Below are 15801 nucleotides of genomic sequence, written 5' to 3'. Positions count from 1 at the left end.
CTGGCCGGCGTCGGCCGCCGGCCAGAAACCGTCGGGCGCCAACACCACCAGCACCCCCGAGGCCAGCGCCTGGGCCTTGAGTCCAGGGTGATCCGGGCGTTGCAGGGTCAGGGCGACATCCACTTCGCGCATCAACAGGTTCTGCACCAGTTCGCGACTGTGGGCGCTGGAGAGTTCGCAAACGATGTCCGGGTAACGCCCGGTCCATTCGTGAATGGCCGGCGGCAGCAATGACAGGGCCAGCGCCGGGGTGGCGCCGATGCGCAGGCTGTGGCCGGGCTCGCGGCGCAGGCTCTGCGCCAGGCGTCGCACGCCTTGCAGGCTTTCGCTGACCTTGTCCACTTCGCGCTCCAGCTCCAGCGCTTCCGGCGTTGCCTGCAACTTGCCGCGTACCCGCAGGAATAGCGGGAAACCCAATTGTTGCTCGGCGTGCTGCAACACCTTGCTCACCGCCGGCTGCGAGACGTGCAGCAATTGTGCGGCAGCGCTGATCGAGCCGGTCTGGCGGATGGCCTGGAAAATCTCGATGTGACGAAGGCGCATGGCAAGTCCATAACCTTTGTTTATGGGTTTGCCATCTTTATGCATTGTTCAACGCCTGTCACCTGGCTCTAACCTTGGCCTCGTCTTCACAACGGTTTTAAGGACGGACATGGCTCAGCGTGTGTGCATCATCGGAGGCGGCGTGATTGGCCTGGCAACGGCCTATGCGCTGGTGCGCGACGGCTTGCAGGTGACGGTGGTCGAGGCACGGGACTCGCTGGGCAGCGAAACCAGCTTCGCCAACGGCGGCCAGTTGTCCTATCGCTATGTCGCGCCCCTGGCCGACGCCGGTGTGCCTTTGCAGGCCATCGGCTGGATGCTGCGCGGCGATTCACCGCTGAAGCTGCGTCCGCGCTTCGACCCGGCCCAGTGGCGTTGGATGGCGTCGTTCCTCGGCGCCTGCCGCCGCTCGGTCAACCGTGAGAATGCCGCGCACTTGCTGCGTTTGGCGCTGTTCAGCCAGGACACTTTGAAGTCCTGGCGCGAGGACGATGGACTGGCGGGATTCCAGTGGCGGCGCAATGGCAAACTGGTGACTTTCCGCCAGAACGGCAGCTTCGAGCGTGCGTGCCAGGGCTTGGCCGATCCGCAGCAACAGCAGGTGTTGTCGCCGGCCGAATGCGCGCAACTGGAACCGGCGCTGATCGATGCGCCCTTTGTCGGGGCGATCTACACCCCGGACGAAGAAGTCGGCGATTGCCACGGCTTCTGCCAGCAACTGGCCGCCCGGTTGCGAGCGTCCGGCCGTTGCGAGTTTCGTCTCGGGCAAGCGGTGACTGGCATTCGCCACAGCAACGGCAGCGTCAACGCCATCGAACTGGGCGAACAAGTAGTGCCGGTCGATCAACTGGTGATCGCCGCCGGCCACCGCAGTCCGCTGTTGGCGCTGCCCGGACTGCAACTGCCGCTTTATCCTCTCAAGGGCTACAGCCTGACCGTGCCGATCGGCGCCGGTCACCGGGCGCCGGACGTAAGCATCACCGACTACGACCGCAAGATCGTCTACGCGCGCATCGGCGAGCAATTGCGGGTGGCGGCGATGGTCGACATCGTCGGCTTCGACTCCGCGCCGGACCCCAGGCGCCTGGCACTGATCAAGCGCCAGGCACATGACACCTTTCCAAATGCTGGCGCCTATGACGAAGCCGTCGAATGGGCCGGCATGCGCCCGGCCACCCCCAACGGCGTGCCGTTGCTGGGCGCGACGGCGTATCGCAACCTGTGGCTCAACCTCGGCCACGGCGCGCTGGGTTTCACCCTGGCATGCGGCAGCGGTCGCTTGCTCAGCGAACTGATCGGCGAGCGCCGGCCTTCCATCGACCTGCAGGGTTTCAACCACCGGGCCGCCTGAATACTGATTTCTAAGGAGGACACTGCAATGACCATTACCCGACTGCACAGCAACTCGCGCCTGTCTGGCGCCGTGACCTTTGGCGACCTTGTGTTTCTCTCCGGGCAGGTGCCGGGCGATGCTCTGGATGCCAGCGGCCAGACCTGCGAAGTGCTGGCGAAAATCGAAACCTTGCTGGCCGAGGCGGGCAGCGACAAGGATCATCTGCTCAGCGCGACCATTTACCTGAAGAACATCACTGAGGATTTCGCCGCGATGAACGAGGTCTGGTCGGCCTGGCTATCGCCGGGACAGGCACCGAGCCGCACCACTGTGCAGGCTGAACTGGCCCGCCCGCAGGTGCTGGTGGAAATCACCGTCATCGCTGCACGCGTCTGATAAACCAACACCCACAACGGAGAATAACAATGCAAAAAATCACGTTGCTCGCTTGTACGCTTGGCTTGTTGCTTGGCAGTCAGGTTCAGGCCAACGAAGCGCCGCTGACCGGCACCCTGAGCAAGATCGCCAGCGCCAACAGCATCACCCTGGGCTATCGCGATGCTTCAGTGCCGTTCTCCTACGTGGGTGATCACAGCGGCGAGCCGATGGGTTATTCGGTGGATCTGGCGGGCAAGATCGTCGAGCGCATCCGGCAGCAACTGGCGCTGCCGGACTTGAAGGTAAAGTACAACCTGGTGACCTCGCAGACCCGCATTCCACTGGTGCAGAACGGCACCGTGGACCTGGAGTGCGGTTCCACCGGCGTGACCGCCGAACGGCAGAAACAGGTGGCGTTCTCCTACGGCTTCATCTACGTCAAAGGCCAGTTGCTGACCGCGAAGGACAGCGGGATCAAGAGCTTCGCCGACCTGCGCGGCAAGAACGTGGTGACTACCGCCGGCACCACCAACGAGCGCTTCTTGAAAAGCTACAACTTCGATCACAAGATCGACATGTTCGTGATCAGTGCCAAGGACCACGGCGAAGCCTTCCAGATGCTGCAGTCGGGCCGGGCGGCGGCATTCTACATGGACGATGCGCTGCTCTACGGCGAGCGCGCGAAGGCCCATGACCCACACAAGTGGGTGGTGGTCGGGGAGGAGCAATCGCGGGAGATCTACAGCTGCATGGTGCGCAAGGATGATCCTCAGTTCCTGGCGCTGGTCAACGGCGCGCTGGCGGATCTGTACAGCTCGGGCGAGATCAATGGCATCTACAAACGCTGGTTCGAGCAGCCGATCCCGCCGAAGGGTTTGAACCTTGAGTTCCCGATGACCAGCGAACTCAAGGCGATCATTGCCAAACCGGTGAGCGATCCGGTGCAGTAGCAGCCAGATCGGCCTCTAGACCGTGTCGCGGCGATCCGACTTGCTCGCGAAGAGGCACTAGAAGTCACCCCAGAGTTGCTGGGCCACCGCCAGTGCAACAACCGGTGCGGTTTCGGTGCGCAGCACCCGTGGACCGAGGCGGGCGGCGTGGAAGCCGCTGGCCTTGGCCTGATCGACTTCGGCATCGGATAAACCACCCTCCGGACCGATCAGGAATGCCAGACTTGAAGGTTTGGCGTGGCTCACCAACGGTTCGGCCACAGGGTGCAGCACCAGTTTCAACCCGGCTTGTGTCTGCTTCAACCAGTCAGCCAGCAACAGCGGTGGATGAATCACCGGTACCTGTGAACGCCCGCACTGCTCACATGCGCTGATCGCCACCTGGCGCCAGTGCAGCAGGCGTTTGTCGGCGCGCTCGTCCTTGAGCCGGACTTCGCAGCGTTCGGTGAAGATCGGGGTGATTTCGGTGACACCCAGTTCCGTGGCTTTCTGAATCGCCCAGTCCATGCGCTCGCCCCGGGACAGGCCCTGGCCGAGATGGATTTGCAGCGGCGACTCGACCTGCCCGGCGAAGCTTTCATCGATTTGCACCACGACGCGTTTTTTGCCGACTTCGACCAGCCTGGCGCGAAACTCCTGGCCCGAACCGTCGAACAACTGCAACGCATCGCCCTCGGCCATGCGCAGCACGCGGCTGATGTAATGGGCCTGGGCCTCGGGCAACTCGTGCTCGCCGGTGCTCAAGGGGGCGTCGATGAAGAAGCGGGACAGTCTCATGCGGGGTCTCTGAAAAAGGTGTGAAAGTCTGGGGGCCGTCATCGCGGGCAAGCCCGCTCCCACAGGTGCTGTGCAAATCCTTGTGGGAGCGGGCTTGCCCGCGATGACGGTAGCCCAGTCAGCGCTGAAGCTTAGGTGAAATCAATCAACCCGGATCACGGAACCCCGGATGGAAGTCCTTCGGCACTGCCACGCTGACGCTGTCACGGGTCGCGATGTCGATCCCTTCGCTGGCCACTTCGGCAAGGAAATCGATTTGCTCCGGGGTGATCACATACGGCGGCAGGAAATACACCACGCTACCCAATGGACGAAGCAAGGCTCCGCGCTCCAGGGCGTGCTGGAACACCTTCAGGCCACGGCGTTCCTGCCATGGGTAGGCTTCTTTGGTGGCCTTGTCCTTGACCATCTCGATGGCCAGCACCATGCCGGTCTGGCGCACTTCGGAGACATTCGGGTGATCGACCAGGTGCGCGGTGGAGGAGGCCATGCGCTGCGCCAGGGCCTTGTTGTTCTCGATGACGTTGTCTTCTTCGAAGATATCCAGGGTCGCCAGGGCCGCCGCGCACGCCAGCGGGTTGCCGGTGTAGCTGTGGGAGTGCAGGAAGGCGCGCAGGGTCGGGTAGTCGTCGTAGAAGGCGCTGTAGACCTCGTCAGTGGTCATGCACGCCGCCAACGGCAGATAGCCGCCGGTCAGGGCCTTGGACAGGCACAGGAAATCAGGGCGGATACCGGCCTGTTCACAGGCGAACATCGTCCCGGTGCGGCCGAAGCCGACGGCGATTTCATCGTGGATCAAGTGCACGCCATAACGGTCGCAGGCTTCGCGCAGCAACTTGAGGTACACCGGGTGATACATGCGCATGCCACCGGCGCCCTGGATCAACGGTTCAACAATCACGGCTGCGACGCTGTGATGGTTCTCGGCCAGGGTCTGCTCCATGGCCGCGAACATGTTGCGCGAGTGTTCTTCCCAGCTCATGCCCTCGGGACGCAGGTAGCAGTCCGGGCTCGGCACCTTGATGGTGTCCATCAACAGCGCTTTGTAGGTTTCGGTGAACAGCGGCACGTCGCCCACCGACATCGCCGCCATGGTTTCGCCGTGGTAGCTGTTGGTCAGGGTGACGAAGCGTTTCTTGTTCGGCTGGCCGCGATTGAGCCAGTAGTGAAAGCTCATTTTGAGCGCGACTTCGATGCAGGATGAGCCGTTATCGGCGTAGAAGCACCGGGTCAGGCCTTCCGGCGTCATCTTCACCAGACGCTCGGACAGTTCGATCACCGGTTGATGGCTGAAGCCGGCAAGGATCACATGTTCGAGCTGATCGACCTGGTCCTTGATGCGCTGGTTGATCCGCGGGTTGGCGTGCCCGAACACATTGACCCACCAGGAACTGACCGCATCGAGGTAGCGTTTGCCCTCGAAGTCTTCCAGCCACACGCCTTCACCGCGCTTGATCGGGATCAGCGGCAGTTGTTCGTGATCTTTCATCTGGGTGCAGGGATGCCACAACACGGCGAGATCGCGTTGCATCCACTGATTATTCAGGCCCATTTTCACTCTCCTGGAGGCGGTCCGTGAGACGCGCGGACAAACAATCGCGCAAGCCTATGCAATGCGTGTCACGGGAACAACCCATTGTGTCGAATGAACTACGTTGTACAGGTCGATAGACGTTGCTGGCGGGCGTCTGAAGGCTAACGTATCCTTCGCGGTTCCTGGGCCGTCTGGCTCGCAAAAACTGCTTTTTTCCTCGTGTAATTCCGGAGTTCGCTGAATGTCTGTCGGTTGGCTGCGCGCCTGTGCGCTGGTGATGTTGGGGCTGTTCAGCGTGTCTGCGCTGGCCAAGGATAAAACCGCGATCGTGGTCGGCGGCGGCCTGTCGGGCCTGACTGCCGCGTACGAGCTGCAGAACAAGGGCTGGCAGGTCACCCTGCTGGAAGCCAAGTCGAGCCTGGGCGGTCGTTCCGGCATGGCCACCAGCGAGTGGATCGGCAATGACAAGACCCAGCCGGTGCTGAACAAGTACGTTTCGAACTTCAAGCTGAGCACCACGCCGGCACCTGAGTTCGTGCGGACCCCTGGCTACCTGATCGACGGCGTGTATTACAGCGCTGCCGATCTTGCCACCAAGGAGCCAGCCACAGCCGAAGCGCTCAAGCGTTACGAAAAGACCCTGGATGATCTGGCGCGCTCGATCGACGACCCGCAGAACCCGGCCGCCAACAACACCCTGCACGCGCTGGATCAGGTCAACGTGTCGAGCTGGCTCGACAAGCAGAACCTGCCGGCCACCGCGCGCCAGCTGATCAACCAGCAGATCCGTACCCGCTACGACGAGCCTTCGCGCTTGTCGCTGCTGTATTACGCGCAGCAGAGTCGCGTTTACCGTGGCGTTTCCGATCGTGACCTGCGTGCTTCGCGTCTGGTCGGTGGCAGCCCGGTGCTGGCGCAGGCTTTCGTCAAACAACTGAAGACCATCAAGACCAGCTCCCCGGTCTCGGCGATCATTCAGGACAAGGACGGTGTGACCGTCAAAGTCGACAGCGTCAGCTATCAGGCTGACTACGTGGTGCTGGCCGTACCATTGCGCGCCCTGAACAAGATCCAGATGACTCCGGCTTTGGACGCCCAGCACCTGGCGGCGATCAAGGGCACCAACTACGGCTGGCGTGACCAGATCATGCTGAAGTTCAAGACGCCGGTGTGGGAAAGCAAGGCGCGCATGTCCGGCGAGGTCTACAGCAACACCGGCCTGGGCATGTTGTGGATCGAGCCTGCCCTGAAGGGCGGTGCCAACGTGGTGATCAACCTGTCCGGCGACAACGCGCGGGTGATGCAGGCGTTCGGCGACAAGCAGATGGTCGATCAGGTGTTGATCCGCCTGCACACGTTCTATCCACAGGCACGCGGTTCGTTCACCGGTTATGAAATCCGTCGTTACAGCACCGACCCGTCGACTGGCGGTGCCTACCTGGCCTTCGGTCCGGGCCAGATCAGCAAATTCTGGCGCCTGTGGGAACGTCCGGTCCAGCGTGTAACCTTCGCCGGCGAACACACTGACACCCTGTATCCGGGCACCCTGGAAGGTGCATTGCGCACCGGTCAACGTGCAGCCAGCCAGGTTGAAGACCTGGCGGCCGGCAAGTCGTTTGAACCGGCGAAAGTGGTTCCGGCAGCTGCCGCAGCGGCGGGTGCTGGTGCGGTGGTGGCGAGGAAGGGCAACTTCTTCAGCAACCTGTTCGGTGGCTCGGATGACGTGAAGAAGCCGGAACCGGTCAAGACGCCAGAGCCTGTTGCACCGCCTGCTCCGGCGCCAGCCCCGGCCGCCGCTCCGGCACCGGTGGAAGCACCGAAGCCTGCGGCACCGGTAAAAGCCGAGCCAGCCAAGAAGGCTCCGGCCAAAGCCCCGGCGAAACCGGCAACCAAGACCGAAGCGAAAAAAGCCCCGGCCAAGACACCGGCCAAGAAAACCGAGCCGGCCAAGAAGCCAGCGGCCAAACCCGCAGCGACCCCGGCAACGGATACCAAGGCGTAATAAGCCTTGGGACAAAAAACGCGGCGTAAATGCCGCGTTTTTTTATGCCTGGAGAAATCCGCATTCACAATCGAATAAACCATCTGCAGGAAGTGTTATTGAGTTGGGCTACATTTTTGTATACACATTGGCCTTTAATCTTTTCTTAACTCGCCTATTTCAGACTCTTGATCGTATTTCTCGATATTTCAAAGCGAAATTTTCGGCTTTAATTCGATGGATAACTCGATAGTCTTGGGCCAGCACTTACAGGGATCTAGGCAATGCAGCTACGTAACTCTACCTCCCGCTACGGCTGGGTCAGCATCTTCATGCACTGGGGCGTGGCACTGGCCGTATTCGGTTTATTCGCCCTCGGGCTGTGGATGGTCGGCCTCGGTTATTACGACCCATGGCGCAAGACCGGGCCGGATCTGCACAAGAGCATTGGTTTGATCTTGCTGGGGGTCATGGTATTGCGCGTGTTGTGGCGCTTTATCAGCCCGCCGCCGCCAACCCTGGCCAGCTACAGCCGCATGACGCGTCTGGGCGCCATGTTCGGCCATGCCTTTCTGTATCTCTGCCTGTTCGCTGTGATGATTGCCGGTTACCTGATTTCCACCGCAGAAGGTGCCGGGATACCTGTGTTTGACTGGTTTGAAGTGCCTGCCCTGGTTTCCGGACTGCCGGACCAGGCAGATAACGCCGGTGCGATTCACCTCTACCTGGCGTGGGTGCTGGTAATTTTTTCCGTCCTCCATGCGTTGGCAGCATTGAAGCACCACTTTATCGACCATGATGTGACCCTCAAGCGAATGCTGGGTCGCAAAGCCTGAAGTTCAACCTCGACTCCCAAGGAAAACAAAGCATGTTGAAAAAGACTCTCGCCGCCCTGGCAATCGGTTCGGCCCTGCTGTCCGCTAATGTGATGGCTGCGGACTACGTTGTAGACACAACAGGCCAGCACGCCTTCGTCAACTTCAAGATCAGCCACCTGGGCTACAGCTACATCACCGGTACTTTCAAGACCATGGACGGCAAGTTCAGCTTCGACGCTGCCAAGCCTGAAGACAGCAAGATCGAGTTCAACGTGAACCCCGCCAGCGTCTTCACCAACAACGCCGAACGTGACAAGCACGTCTCCAGCAAAGACTTCCTGAAAGTGGCTGATTTCCCCAAGGCCACGTTCGTGTCCACCAGCGTTAAAGCCACCGGTAAAAACGCTGCTGGCAAAGACACGGCCGACGTGACCGGCGACCTGACTATTGCTGGCGTAACCAAGCCAGTTGTGATCAAGGCCACTTTCCTGGGTGAAGGCAAGGATCCATGGGGCGGCTACCGTGCAGGTTTCGAGGGCACTACCAGCATCAAGCGTTCCGATTTCGGCAAGATGATGGACCTGGGTCCACAGTCTGACGCAGTCGATCTGTACGTCAGTTTTGAAGGTATCAAAGCGAAGTAATGCTGAGACTGTAGGAGCGAGCCTGCTCGCGATGGACCTGAGAGCGCCGCGGAGCATCGGGCTTCCAGCGTTATCGTTGACGACCATCGCGAGCAGGCTCGCTCCTACAGGACTTCATCAGCCATAAAAAATGCCCCGGACCTTTCGGTTCGGGGCATTTTCTATTGCGGCGATAACTCAGCGATTGCGGGTCAGCAGCGCTGGTTTCTCACCACGAGGGCGGCTTGGCAGTTGATCCAGCTGCTCAGGTGTCGGGAAGCGGTCGGCCTTCGACTCCTTGTGCATAATCTTCGGCGCATTGCCACGCGGGTTTTGCACGGCCGGTTCCGAACGAGGTTGATCGTCACGGGCCGGGCGACGGTTGCGCGAGTCTTCGCGACGTGCCTGGCCATCACGTGGCGCGCCGCTGCGTGGACCGCTGCGCTTGGCTGGCGGGGTGCCGGTGCTGGCGCCATCGCTGTTGCGCGGACCGTTCTGGCGACCACCCTGTGGTTTGCCCCCACGCGGAGCGCCGGAACCGGCGGCTGTGCCTTGTGCCGGAGCGCCCGGACGACGGCCGCGGCCCTGGGCAGGTTTCTGCTGCGGCACGTAGTCGACGCGGTTACCGAAGTTATCGATATCGTCGTCCAGGAACTCGTCCGGGGCACGGTCAGCGGCGGCACGTGGTTGGCTCGGCTGACGCTGTTCGCGGGCCGGGGTACCTTCGCGAGGCTTTTGCTGACGGGCCGGACGCTCGCCGCGCTCACCCGCCGGTTTTTCCTTGCCCTTGTCCTTGCCTTTGTCCTTGCGACCGCCACCGCTGCCGTTCGGACCGTCGCCGCGCGGGCCACGTGGATTGCGTGGGTTACGCATGTCCGGACGCTCGCGCACTTCTGGTTTCTCGGCTTCCACGGCACTCGCATCGAAGCCCATCAGGTCGCCGTCGGCGATTTTCTGTTTGGTCATGCGTTCGATGCTTTTCAGCAGTTTTTCTTCGTCCGGGGCTACCAGCGAAATCGCCTCGCCCGAACGACCGGCACGGCCGGTACGACCGATACGGTGCACGTAGTCTTCATCGACGTTCGGCAGCTCGAAGTTGACCACATGTGGCAACTGATCGATGTCCAGGCCGCGGGCGGCGATGTCGGTGGCCACCAGGATGCGCACAGTACCGGCCTTGAAGTCGGCCAGGGCTTTGGTGCGGGCGTTCTGGCTCTTGTTGCCGTGGATCGCGACGGCGCTCAAGCCGTGTTTGTCCAGGTACTCGGCCAGACGGTTGGCGCCGTGCTTGGTGCGGGTGAACACCAGCACCTGTTCCCAGGCACCTGCGGTGATCAGGTGCGCCAGCAGGGAGCGCTTGTGGCTGGCGGCCAGGCGGAACACGCGCTGTTCGATACGCTCGACCGTGGTGTTCGGCGGCGTGACTTCGATGCGTTCCGGGTTGTGCAGCAGCTTGCCGGCGAGGTCGGTGATGTCTTTGGAGAAGGTCGCCGAGAACAGCAGGTTCTGGCGTTTGGCCGGCAGACGCGCCAGCACTTTCTTCACATCATGGACGAAACCCATGTCGAGCATGCGGTCGGCTTCGTCCAGCACGAGGATTTCCACGTGGGACAGGTCGACGCTGCCTTGGCCGGCGAGGTCGAGCAAGCGGCCAGGGCAGGCCACCAGCACGTCCACGCCACGGGACATGGCCTGAACCTGAGGGTTCATGCCGACACCGCCGAAGATGCAGGCGCTGACGAACTTCAGGTCGCGGGCATAGACCTTGAAGCTTTCATGCACTTGCGCGGCGAGTTCGCGGGTCGGGGTCAGGACCAGCACGCGCGGCTGGCGCGGGCCGTGACGCTGGGATTTGTCCGGGTGACCGTTGGGGAACAACCGCTCCAGGATCGGAAGGGCGAAACCGCCGGTTTTACCAGTACCTGTCTGTGCCGCGACCATCAGGTCGCGACCTTGCAACACGGCGGGAATGGCCCGCTGTTGCACCGGAGTAGGCTCGGTATAGCCCGCCGCCTCGATGGCGCGGACTAAAGCCTCGGAGAGACCGAGGGAAGCAAAGGACATGAGAAATCCTGTTTTAGTTAGGGCTTGGCCCAATGGGAGTCTTGCCTGGCGCGAATGGCGTTTAAGGAGACGCTATCCCGTCCGGTCCTGCTGGGTCTCGAAGGCTCGTCTGCAAGCGCTCGCGCGGGCTGAAAGCTGCGCAGTAGCGGGGTCGAGATGCCTTTAATGATTCCGAGCGTCCGGGCGTGAGCCTGGCGGGAAGGCCGGAGTATAACAGAGCAATCACTGCGCGCCGCTTTCCTGCTGCTCAACGGTTTTTTCCGTGGCAGCCGTGGTCTTTTCAGCCTTCACGCTGGAGGCCGGTTCCGCGCCGTAGCGGGCACTCAGTTCAGCGTAGGCGGGCTCGCGCTTGAAACGCTTGAGTTCGGCACCGAAACGCTGCACCAGCAGATCCATGCCTGCATTGCGCCGTACCGCGAGAAACTGGCTTTGCTGGCTGATGATCGTGGGGTTTTCGGTGATCTTGTCGCGGATTCCCAGCTCGTCGAGTAAATGCTGGCCAACCCTGCGGTCGGTAATCAGCAGGTCAATCCGCCCGCGTACCAGCTTGCCGAAGTTGGCTTCATGGGTGGGGGCCGGCTCGCGGGTGAACAGCGTCGAATCGCTGAAGTCCTTGCTGTACAGGTAACCCGGCGAGGTGCCGACAGTCAGGCCGCGCAATTCATCAAGGGTGCGAAACGGATGGGGCCGGTCATTGGCGTAGAACATCACGAACTGGACTTCAGACAGGGGTTCGCTGGGGTAGAGCAGGGTCGCATCACGTTCGTCGCTGTGAAAGATGTCCAGCGCGCCATCGGCCTGACCCGATTCAAGCATCGACAGGCAGCGTTTCCAAGGCAGGAACTGCCATTCCACTTCAATGCCCAGGCGCTTGAAGACAATCGCGGTGGTTTCGTAGTCCAGGCCCAGTGATATGCCGTTGTTTTCATATACGTAAGGCGCCCACGGTTCCGTGACAATGCGCAGCTTCTCGCCCCGGGCGGCGAAGCTCAGGCAAGTGAAGACAAGCACGGCGATTAACTGCGTGATCAAAGGCATGGCTTGAGATTACGACGAGAAACCGGAAAGAGCCAGAAACTGACCGCAGATGCTCTAACTCCGTGGGTTGCCGCACATTAATAGTGCGTTGAAAGCAAAAGATCGCAGCCTGCGGCAGCTCCTACAGGGAATACACATTTCTCTGTAGGAGCTGCCGCAGGCTGCGATCTTTTGATCTTGCTTTAACGACTTTTAACGCGGCAGCTTCAGGTTTTTCCACACCGCCAGGCTCGCATCAGCCTGGTTCAGCGTGTAGAAGTGCAACCCTGGAGCGCCGCCCTGCAGCAGTTGTTCGCACATCTCGGTGATGACCTGTTCGCCAAAGCGCTGAATGCTCTGGGTGTCGTCGCCGTAGGCTTCCAGTTGCTTGCGGATCCAGCGCGGGATTTCCGCACCGCAGGCATCGGAGAAGCGCGCCAGCTTGCTGTAGTTGGTGATAGGCATGATGCCCGGCACGATCGGGATATTCACACCCAGCGCCCGCACGCGTTCCACGAAGTAGAAGTAGCAGTCGGCGTTGAAGAAATACTGGGTGATCGCGCTGTCGGCGCCAGCGTTGGCTTTGCGCACGAAGTTGGCGACATCGTCTTCGAAGTTGCGCGCTTGCGGATGCATTTCCGGGTAGGCGGCGACTTCGATGTGGAAGTGATCGCCGGTTTCTTCACGAATGAATTCAACCAGGTCGTTGGCGTGGCGCATTTCACCGCTGGCCATGCCCATGCCCGAAGGCAGGTCACCGCGCAGGGCGACGATACGCTTGATGCCGGCGGCCTTGTACTGGGCCAGCAGGCCGCGCAGGTCAGCCTTGCTATCGCCCACGCAGGACAGGTGCGGAGCGGCAGGGATTTTGACTTCGCTTTCGAGCTGCAAAACGGTGTTCAGCGTGCGATCACGGGTCGAACCGCCGGCGCCGTAGGTGCAGGAGAAGAAATCGGGGTTGTAGGTAGCCAGCTGGCGAGCAGTGGCGAGCAGCTTTTCTTGCCCAGCATCGGTCTTCGTAGGGAAGAACTCGAAGCTGTAGCGACGATCTTGGGACATGGTCATATCCTTGGAAACTCATAAGGCGGACGCTGGCCCCCTGTAGGAGCGAGCTCGCTCGCGAAAGACGTCAAGGCAACGCGTTTATCCAGACAGTACGCGTTATCGCTAACGTCCATCGCGAGCAAGCTCGCTCCTACACAGGAAGAGCCGGCCTATCAGTAGCGGTAAGCGTGCGGCTTGAACGGACCTTCGACGGTCACGCCGATGTAGTCGGCCTGGGTCTTGGTCAGTTGAGTCACAACGCCGCCGAAGCCACGGACCATTTCCAGGGCCACTTCTTCGTCGAGTTTCTTCGGCAGCACTTCAACGGTCAGGCGCTCGGCTTTCTGGGCTGGCGACAGGTCGGCGTACTTCTGGCCGAACAGGAAGATCTGCGCCAGAACCTGGTTGGCGAACGAGCCGTCCATGATGCGGCTTGGGTGACCGGTTGCGTTACCCAGGTTAACCAGACGGCCTTCGGCCAGCAGGATCAGATAGTCGTCGTTATGCGGGTCGAAATCGCCAGCGCCGGTGCGGTGGATCTTGTGAACCTGTGGCTTCACTTCTTCCCATGCCCAGTTCTTGCGCATGAAAGCAGTGTCGATTTCGTTGTCGAAGTGACCGATGTTGCAGACAACAGCACGCTTCTTCAGGGCTTTGAGCATGTTCGAGTCGCAAACATTGACGTTGCCGGTGGTGGTCACGATCAGGTCGATCTTGCCCAGCAGGGCCTTGTCGATGCTGGCTTCAGTACCGTTGTTGATACCGTCGATGAACGGCGAAACCACTTCGAAACCGTCCATGCAGGCTTGCATGGCGCAGATCGGGTCGACTTCGGAAACCTTGACGATCATGCCTTCCTGACGCAGGGACTGAGCGGAACCCTTGCCCACGTCGCCGTAGCCGATGACCAGCGCTTGCTTGCCGGACAGCAGGTGGTCGGTGCCGCGCTTGATCGCATCGTTCAGGCTGTGACGGCAGCCGTACTTGTTGTCGTTCTTGCTCTTGGTCACCGAGTCGTTGACGTTGATGGCCGGGATTTTCAGCTCGCCCTTGGCCAACATGTCCAGCAGGCGGTGAACGCCGGTGGTGGTTTCTTCGGTCACGCCGTGGACGCGGTCCAGAACCTGTGGGTACTTCTTGTGCAGCAGCTCGGTCAGGTCGCCGCCGTCGTCGAGGATCATGTTGGCGTCCCATGGCTGGCCATCCTTGAGGATGGTTTGTTCCAGGCACCACTCGTACTCTTGTTCGGTCTCGCCTTTCCAGGCGAAAACCGGGATGCCGGCAGCGGCGATGGAAGCGGCGGCCTGATCCTGAGTCGAGAAAATGTTGCAGGACGACCAGCGTACTTCGGCACCCAGGGCAACCAGGGTTTCGATCAGCACGGCAGTCTGAATGGTCATGTGGATGCAGCCGAGGATCTTCGCGCCCTTGAGCGGTTGCTCAACGGAATACTTGCGGCGCAGACCCATCAGGGCCGGCATTTCGGATTCGGCGATGATGGTTTCGCGACGGCCCCAGGCAGCCAGGGACATGTCGGCGACTTTGTAATCGGTAAAATCTGCAGGCGTGATAACAGCGCTCATGAAGAGCCTCCATTCGTAATGTATGCGAATGGGCGCCGTTGTGCGTTTAGTGTCTGGCTTAAGGCCAGGCAACGCCCCATCCGAGCCTGACAGGTCGAACCTGCTGCAGCGCCCCTCGGACAGGTGGCGGGAAAACGGTAGCAAGTAGAGGTTACCGTTTTGAAACGGGGGCGATTATAGCGGGCTATGCTGATCTTCCAAAGCGTTTCTGTCAGTCAATGTCCGAACGGTAATCGAGACCATAGTCGAAGCTTTATAGAGCTCTAGTCCGGGCTCTGCCATGATGCCGGGCATCAATCGGCAGGATGGTCAGGAGTGAATATGAATTTCCACACCCGCAAATGGGTAAAACCCGAAGACCTCAACCCCAACGGCACGTTGTTCGGTGGCAGCCTGCTGCGCTGGATCGACGAAGAGGCGGCGATCTACGCCATCGTCCAGTTGGGCAATCAGCGTGTGGTCACCAAGTACATTTCCGAAATCAACTTTGTCAGCGCCTCGCGCCAGGGCGACATCATCGAGCTGGGCATCACGGCGACCGAGTTCGGCCGCACCTCGATCACCCTGACGTGCGAAGTGCGCAACAAGATCACCCGCAAGAGCATCCTCACCGTTGAAAAAATGGTGTTCGTGAACCTCGGTGAAGATGGCTTGCCGGCACCTCACGGCCGGACCGAGATCAAGTACGTCAAGGATCAGTTCAAGGATGATGACGCCGCTCAGTGAGATCGGTGGCACTCCTTCGCGAGCAGGTCGAATCGTCGCTCCCGCATTGAACCGCGATCCCTTGTGGGAGCGAACCTGCTCGCGAATGCAGCATGCAATCAAGGTGATGCTCAGCCCGCCACATCAAGTACAGCCGCACCGCGCCGCTGACGATAGATGAAGAACAGTGCAGTCAACACGGTCAGCCCGCTGACCAGTGCACCGGTCCATGGCAAGTCCGCCAGATCCGCGCCGCTGGCCACCACCAGTCCGCCAATCCACGCTCCGGCGGCGTTGCCGAGGTTGAAGGCGCTCTGGTTCAAGGTCGAACCCAGGTTCGGTGCTTCATGGGCCTGATCGATGATCAGCAGTTGCAGGATCGGACACAGGGCGAAGGCAAACGTCCCCCACAACACCAGTGTGATTGCCGCAGGGATCACCGAATGGCTGG

At 60.9% G+C, this 15801-nt stretch carries 14 protein-coding genes, 1 pseudogene and 1 riboswitch; of the genes and pseudogenes, 7 read left to right on the top strand and 8 right to left on the bottom strand.

All coding sequences use genetic code 11. From position 1 onward, the window contains the following. The coding region (locus tag PMI29_RS25755; RefSeq protein WP_162130667.1) for a LysR family transcriptional regulator at window positions 1-588 on the bottom strand (588 nt) is incomplete at its 3' end. Window positions 589-652: 64 nt separating this feature from the next. On the opposite strand from PMI29_RS25755, the gene PMI29_RS25760 reads away from it, so the two are divergent. The 3 genes from PMI29_RS25760 to PMI29_RS25770 are packed head-to-tail and all read left to right on the top strand — an operon-like array spanning window position 653 to window position 3204. Continuing rightward, on the top strand, window positions 653-1894 hold the full coding sequence (locus tag PMI29_RS25760) for a D-amino acid dehydrogenase (RefSeq protein ID WP_007994360.1): 1242 nt from the start codon (window positions 653-655) through the stop codon (window positions 1892-1894). A 27-nt stretch (window positions 1895-1921) separates the two neighbouring features. Further along, window positions 1922-2272: a RidA family protein gene (locus PMI29_RS25765; RefSeq protein ID WP_007994358.1), complete on the top strand. Its 351-nt coding sequence runs from the start codon at window positions 1922-1924 to the stop codon at window positions 2270-2272. Window positions 2273-2301: 29 nt separating this feature from the next. Further along, window positions 2302-3204, top strand: coding sequence for a transporter substrate-binding domain-containing protein (locus tag PMI29_RS25770; protein WP_007994352.1), 903 nt, complete (start codon window positions 2302-2304; stop codon window positions 3202-3204). A gap of 57 nt (window positions 3205-3261) precedes the next feature. Here PMI29_RS25770 and PMI29_RS25775 read toward each other — a convergent pair whose 3' ends face one another. After that, window positions 3262-3981, bottom strand: coding sequence for a 16S rRNA (uracil(1498)-N(3))-methyltransferase (locus tag PMI29_RS25775; RefSeq protein WP_007994351.1), 720 nt, complete (start codon window positions 3979-3981; stop codon window positions 3262-3264). 145 nt (window positions 3982-4126) lie between these two features. Then, a complete protein-coding gene (locus tag PMI29_RS25780; protein ID WP_007994350.1) occupies window positions 4127-5533 on the bottom strand; it encodes an adenosylmethionine--8-amino-7-oxononanoate transaminase in 1407 nt (468 codons plus the stop codon). Between the two features lie 223 nt (window positions 5534-5756). Between PMI29_RS25780 and PMI29_RS25785 the strand changes: the two genes are divergently transcribed. The 3 genes from PMI29_RS25785 (at window position 5757) to PMI29_RS25795 (ending at window position 8958) form a co-directional block, all read left to right on the top strand. Continuing rightward, complete coding sequence (locus tag PMI29_RS25785) at window positions 5757-7517, top strand: flavin monoamine oxidase family protein (protein ID WP_007994349.1); 1761 nt, start codon at window positions 5757-5759, stop codon at window positions 7515-7517. A gap of 263 nt (window positions 7518-7780) precedes the next feature. Further along, on the top strand, window positions 7781-8332 hold the full coding sequence (locus tag PMI29_RS25790) for a cytochrome b (protein ID WP_007994348.1): 552 nt from the start codon (window positions 7781-7783) through the stop codon (window positions 8330-8332). 32 nt (window positions 8333-8364) lie between these two features. Beyond that, window positions 8365-8958: a YceI family protein gene (locus PMI29_RS25795; protein ID WP_007994347.1), complete on the top strand. Its 594-nt coding sequence runs from the start codon at window positions 8365-8367 to the stop codon at window positions 8956-8958. A 177-nt stretch (window positions 8959-9135) separates the two neighbouring features. Here the strand turns inward: PMI29_RS25795 and PMI29_RS25800 are convergent, their stop codons facing one another. The 4 genes from PMI29_RS25800 to ahcY all read right to left on the bottom strand — a co-directional run bounded on the left by PMI29_RS25800 (window position 9136) and on the right by ahcY (window position 14645). After that, window positions 9136-11001 carry a DEAD/DEAH box helicase gene (locus PMI29_RS25800; protein WP_007994344.1) on the bottom strand — a complete coding sequence of 622 codons (1866 nt, stop codon included), beginning with the start codon at window positions 10999-11001 and terminating at the stop codon, window positions 9136-9138. A gap of 222 nt (window positions 11002-11223) precedes the next feature. Then, window positions 11224-12039 (bottom strand): substrate-binding periplasmic protein, encoded by an 816-nt coding sequence (locus PMI29_RS25805; RefSeq protein ID WP_007994342.1) that lies wholly within the window; start codon window positions 12037-12039, stop codon window positions 11224-11226. 192 nt (window positions 12040-12231) lie between these two features. Then, window positions 12232-13077 (bottom strand): methylenetetrahydrofolate reductase [NAD(P)H], encoded by an 846-nt coding sequence (metF, locus tag PMI29_RS25810; RefSeq protein ID WP_007994340.1) that lies wholly within the window; start codon window positions 13075-13077, stop codon window positions 12232-12234. A gap of 158 nt (window positions 13078-13235) precedes the next feature. Next, the gene (ahcY, locus tag PMI29_RS25815) at window positions 13236-14645 is read right to left on the bottom strand and encodes an adenosylhomocysteinase (RefSeq protein WP_007981660.1); all 1410 of its coding nucleotides are present in this window, start codon (window positions 14643-14645) and stop codon (window positions 13236-13238) included. A 23-nt stretch (window positions 14646-14668) separates the two neighbouring features. Next, window positions 14669-14768: riboswitch (S-adenosyl-L-homocysteine riboswitch) on the bottom strand. Between the two features lie 198 nt (window positions 14769-14966). Between ahcY and PMI29_RS25820 the strand changes: the two genes are divergently transcribed. Then, window positions 14967-15371 (top strand): acyl-CoA thioesterase, encoded by a 405-nt coding sequence (locus tag PMI29_RS25820; protein WP_007994339.1) that lies wholly within the window; start codon window positions 14967-14969, stop codon window positions 15369-15371. A 110-nt stretch (window positions 15372-15481) separates the two neighbouring features. Here PMI29_RS25820 and PMI29_RS25825 read toward each other — a convergent pair. Further along, window positions 15482-15801: pseudogene (locus tag PMI29_RS25825) on the bottom strand (MFS transporter); the annotation flags it as partial.

This window comes from Pseudomonas sp. GM49, assembly GCF_000282355.1.
In the GTDB taxonomy this organism is placed as follows: Bacteria; Pseudomonadota; Gammaproteobacteria; order Pseudomonadales; family Pseudomonadaceae; genus Aquipseudomonas.
The sequence above is the reverse complement of the archived record's forward strand: the minus strand, read 5'-3'. Positions and strand labels throughout refer to the sequence as shown.

Bases quoted from the DNA above. Each gene is read 5' to 3' on its own strand.
- PMI29_RS25760 (WP_007994360.1), top strand. From the start codon at position 653: ATGGCTCAGCGTGTGTGCATCATCGGAGGCGGCGTGATTGGCCTGGCA.
- PMI29_RS25765 (WP_007994358.1), top strand. From the start codon at position 1,922: ATGACCATTACCCGACTGCACAGCAACTCGCGCCTGTCTGGCGCCGTG.
- PMI29_RS25770 (WP_007994352.1), top strand. From the start codon at position 2,302: ATGCAAAAAATCACGTTGCTCGCTTGTACGCTTGGCTTGTTGCTTGGC.
- PMI29_RS25775 (WP_007994351.1), bottom strand. From the start codon at position 3,981: ATGAGACTGTCCCGCTTCTTCATCGACGCCCCCTTGAGCACCGGCGAG.
- PMI29_RS25780 (WP_007994350.1), bottom strand. From the start codon at position 5,533: ATGGGCCTGAATAATCAGTGGATGCAACGCGATCTCGCCGTGTTGTGG.
- PMI29_RS25785 (WP_007994349.1), top strand. From the start codon at position 5,757: ATGTCTGTCGGTTGGCTGCGCGCCTGTGCGCTGGTGATGTTGGGGCTG.
- PMI29_RS25790 (WP_007994348.1), top strand. From the start codon at position 7,781: ATGCAGCTACGTAACTCTACCTCCCGCTACGGCTGGGTCAGCATCTTC.
- PMI29_RS25795 (WP_007994347.1), top strand. From the start codon at position 8,365: ATGTTGAAAAAGACTCTCGCCGCCCTGGCAATCGGTTCGGCCCTGCTG.
- PMI29_RS25800 (WP_007994344.1), bottom strand. From the start codon at position 11,001: ATGTCCTTTGCTTCCCTCGGTCTCTCCGAGGCTTTAGTCCGCGCCATC.
- PMI29_RS25805 (WP_007994342.1), bottom strand. From the start codon at position 12,039: ATGCCTTTGATCACGCAGTTAATCGCCGTGCTTGTCTTCACTTGCCTG.
- metF (WP_007994340.1), bottom strand. From the start codon at position 13,077: ATGTCCCAAGATCGTCGCTACAGCTTCGAGTTCTTCCCTACGAAGACC.
- ahcY (WP_007981660.1), bottom strand. From the start codon at position 14,645: ATGAGCGCTGTTATCACGCCTGCAGATTTTACCGATTACAAAGTCGCC.
- PMI29_RS25820 (WP_007994339.1), top strand. From the start codon at position 14,967: ATGAATTTCCACACCCGCAAATGGGTAAAACCCGAAGACCTCAACCCC.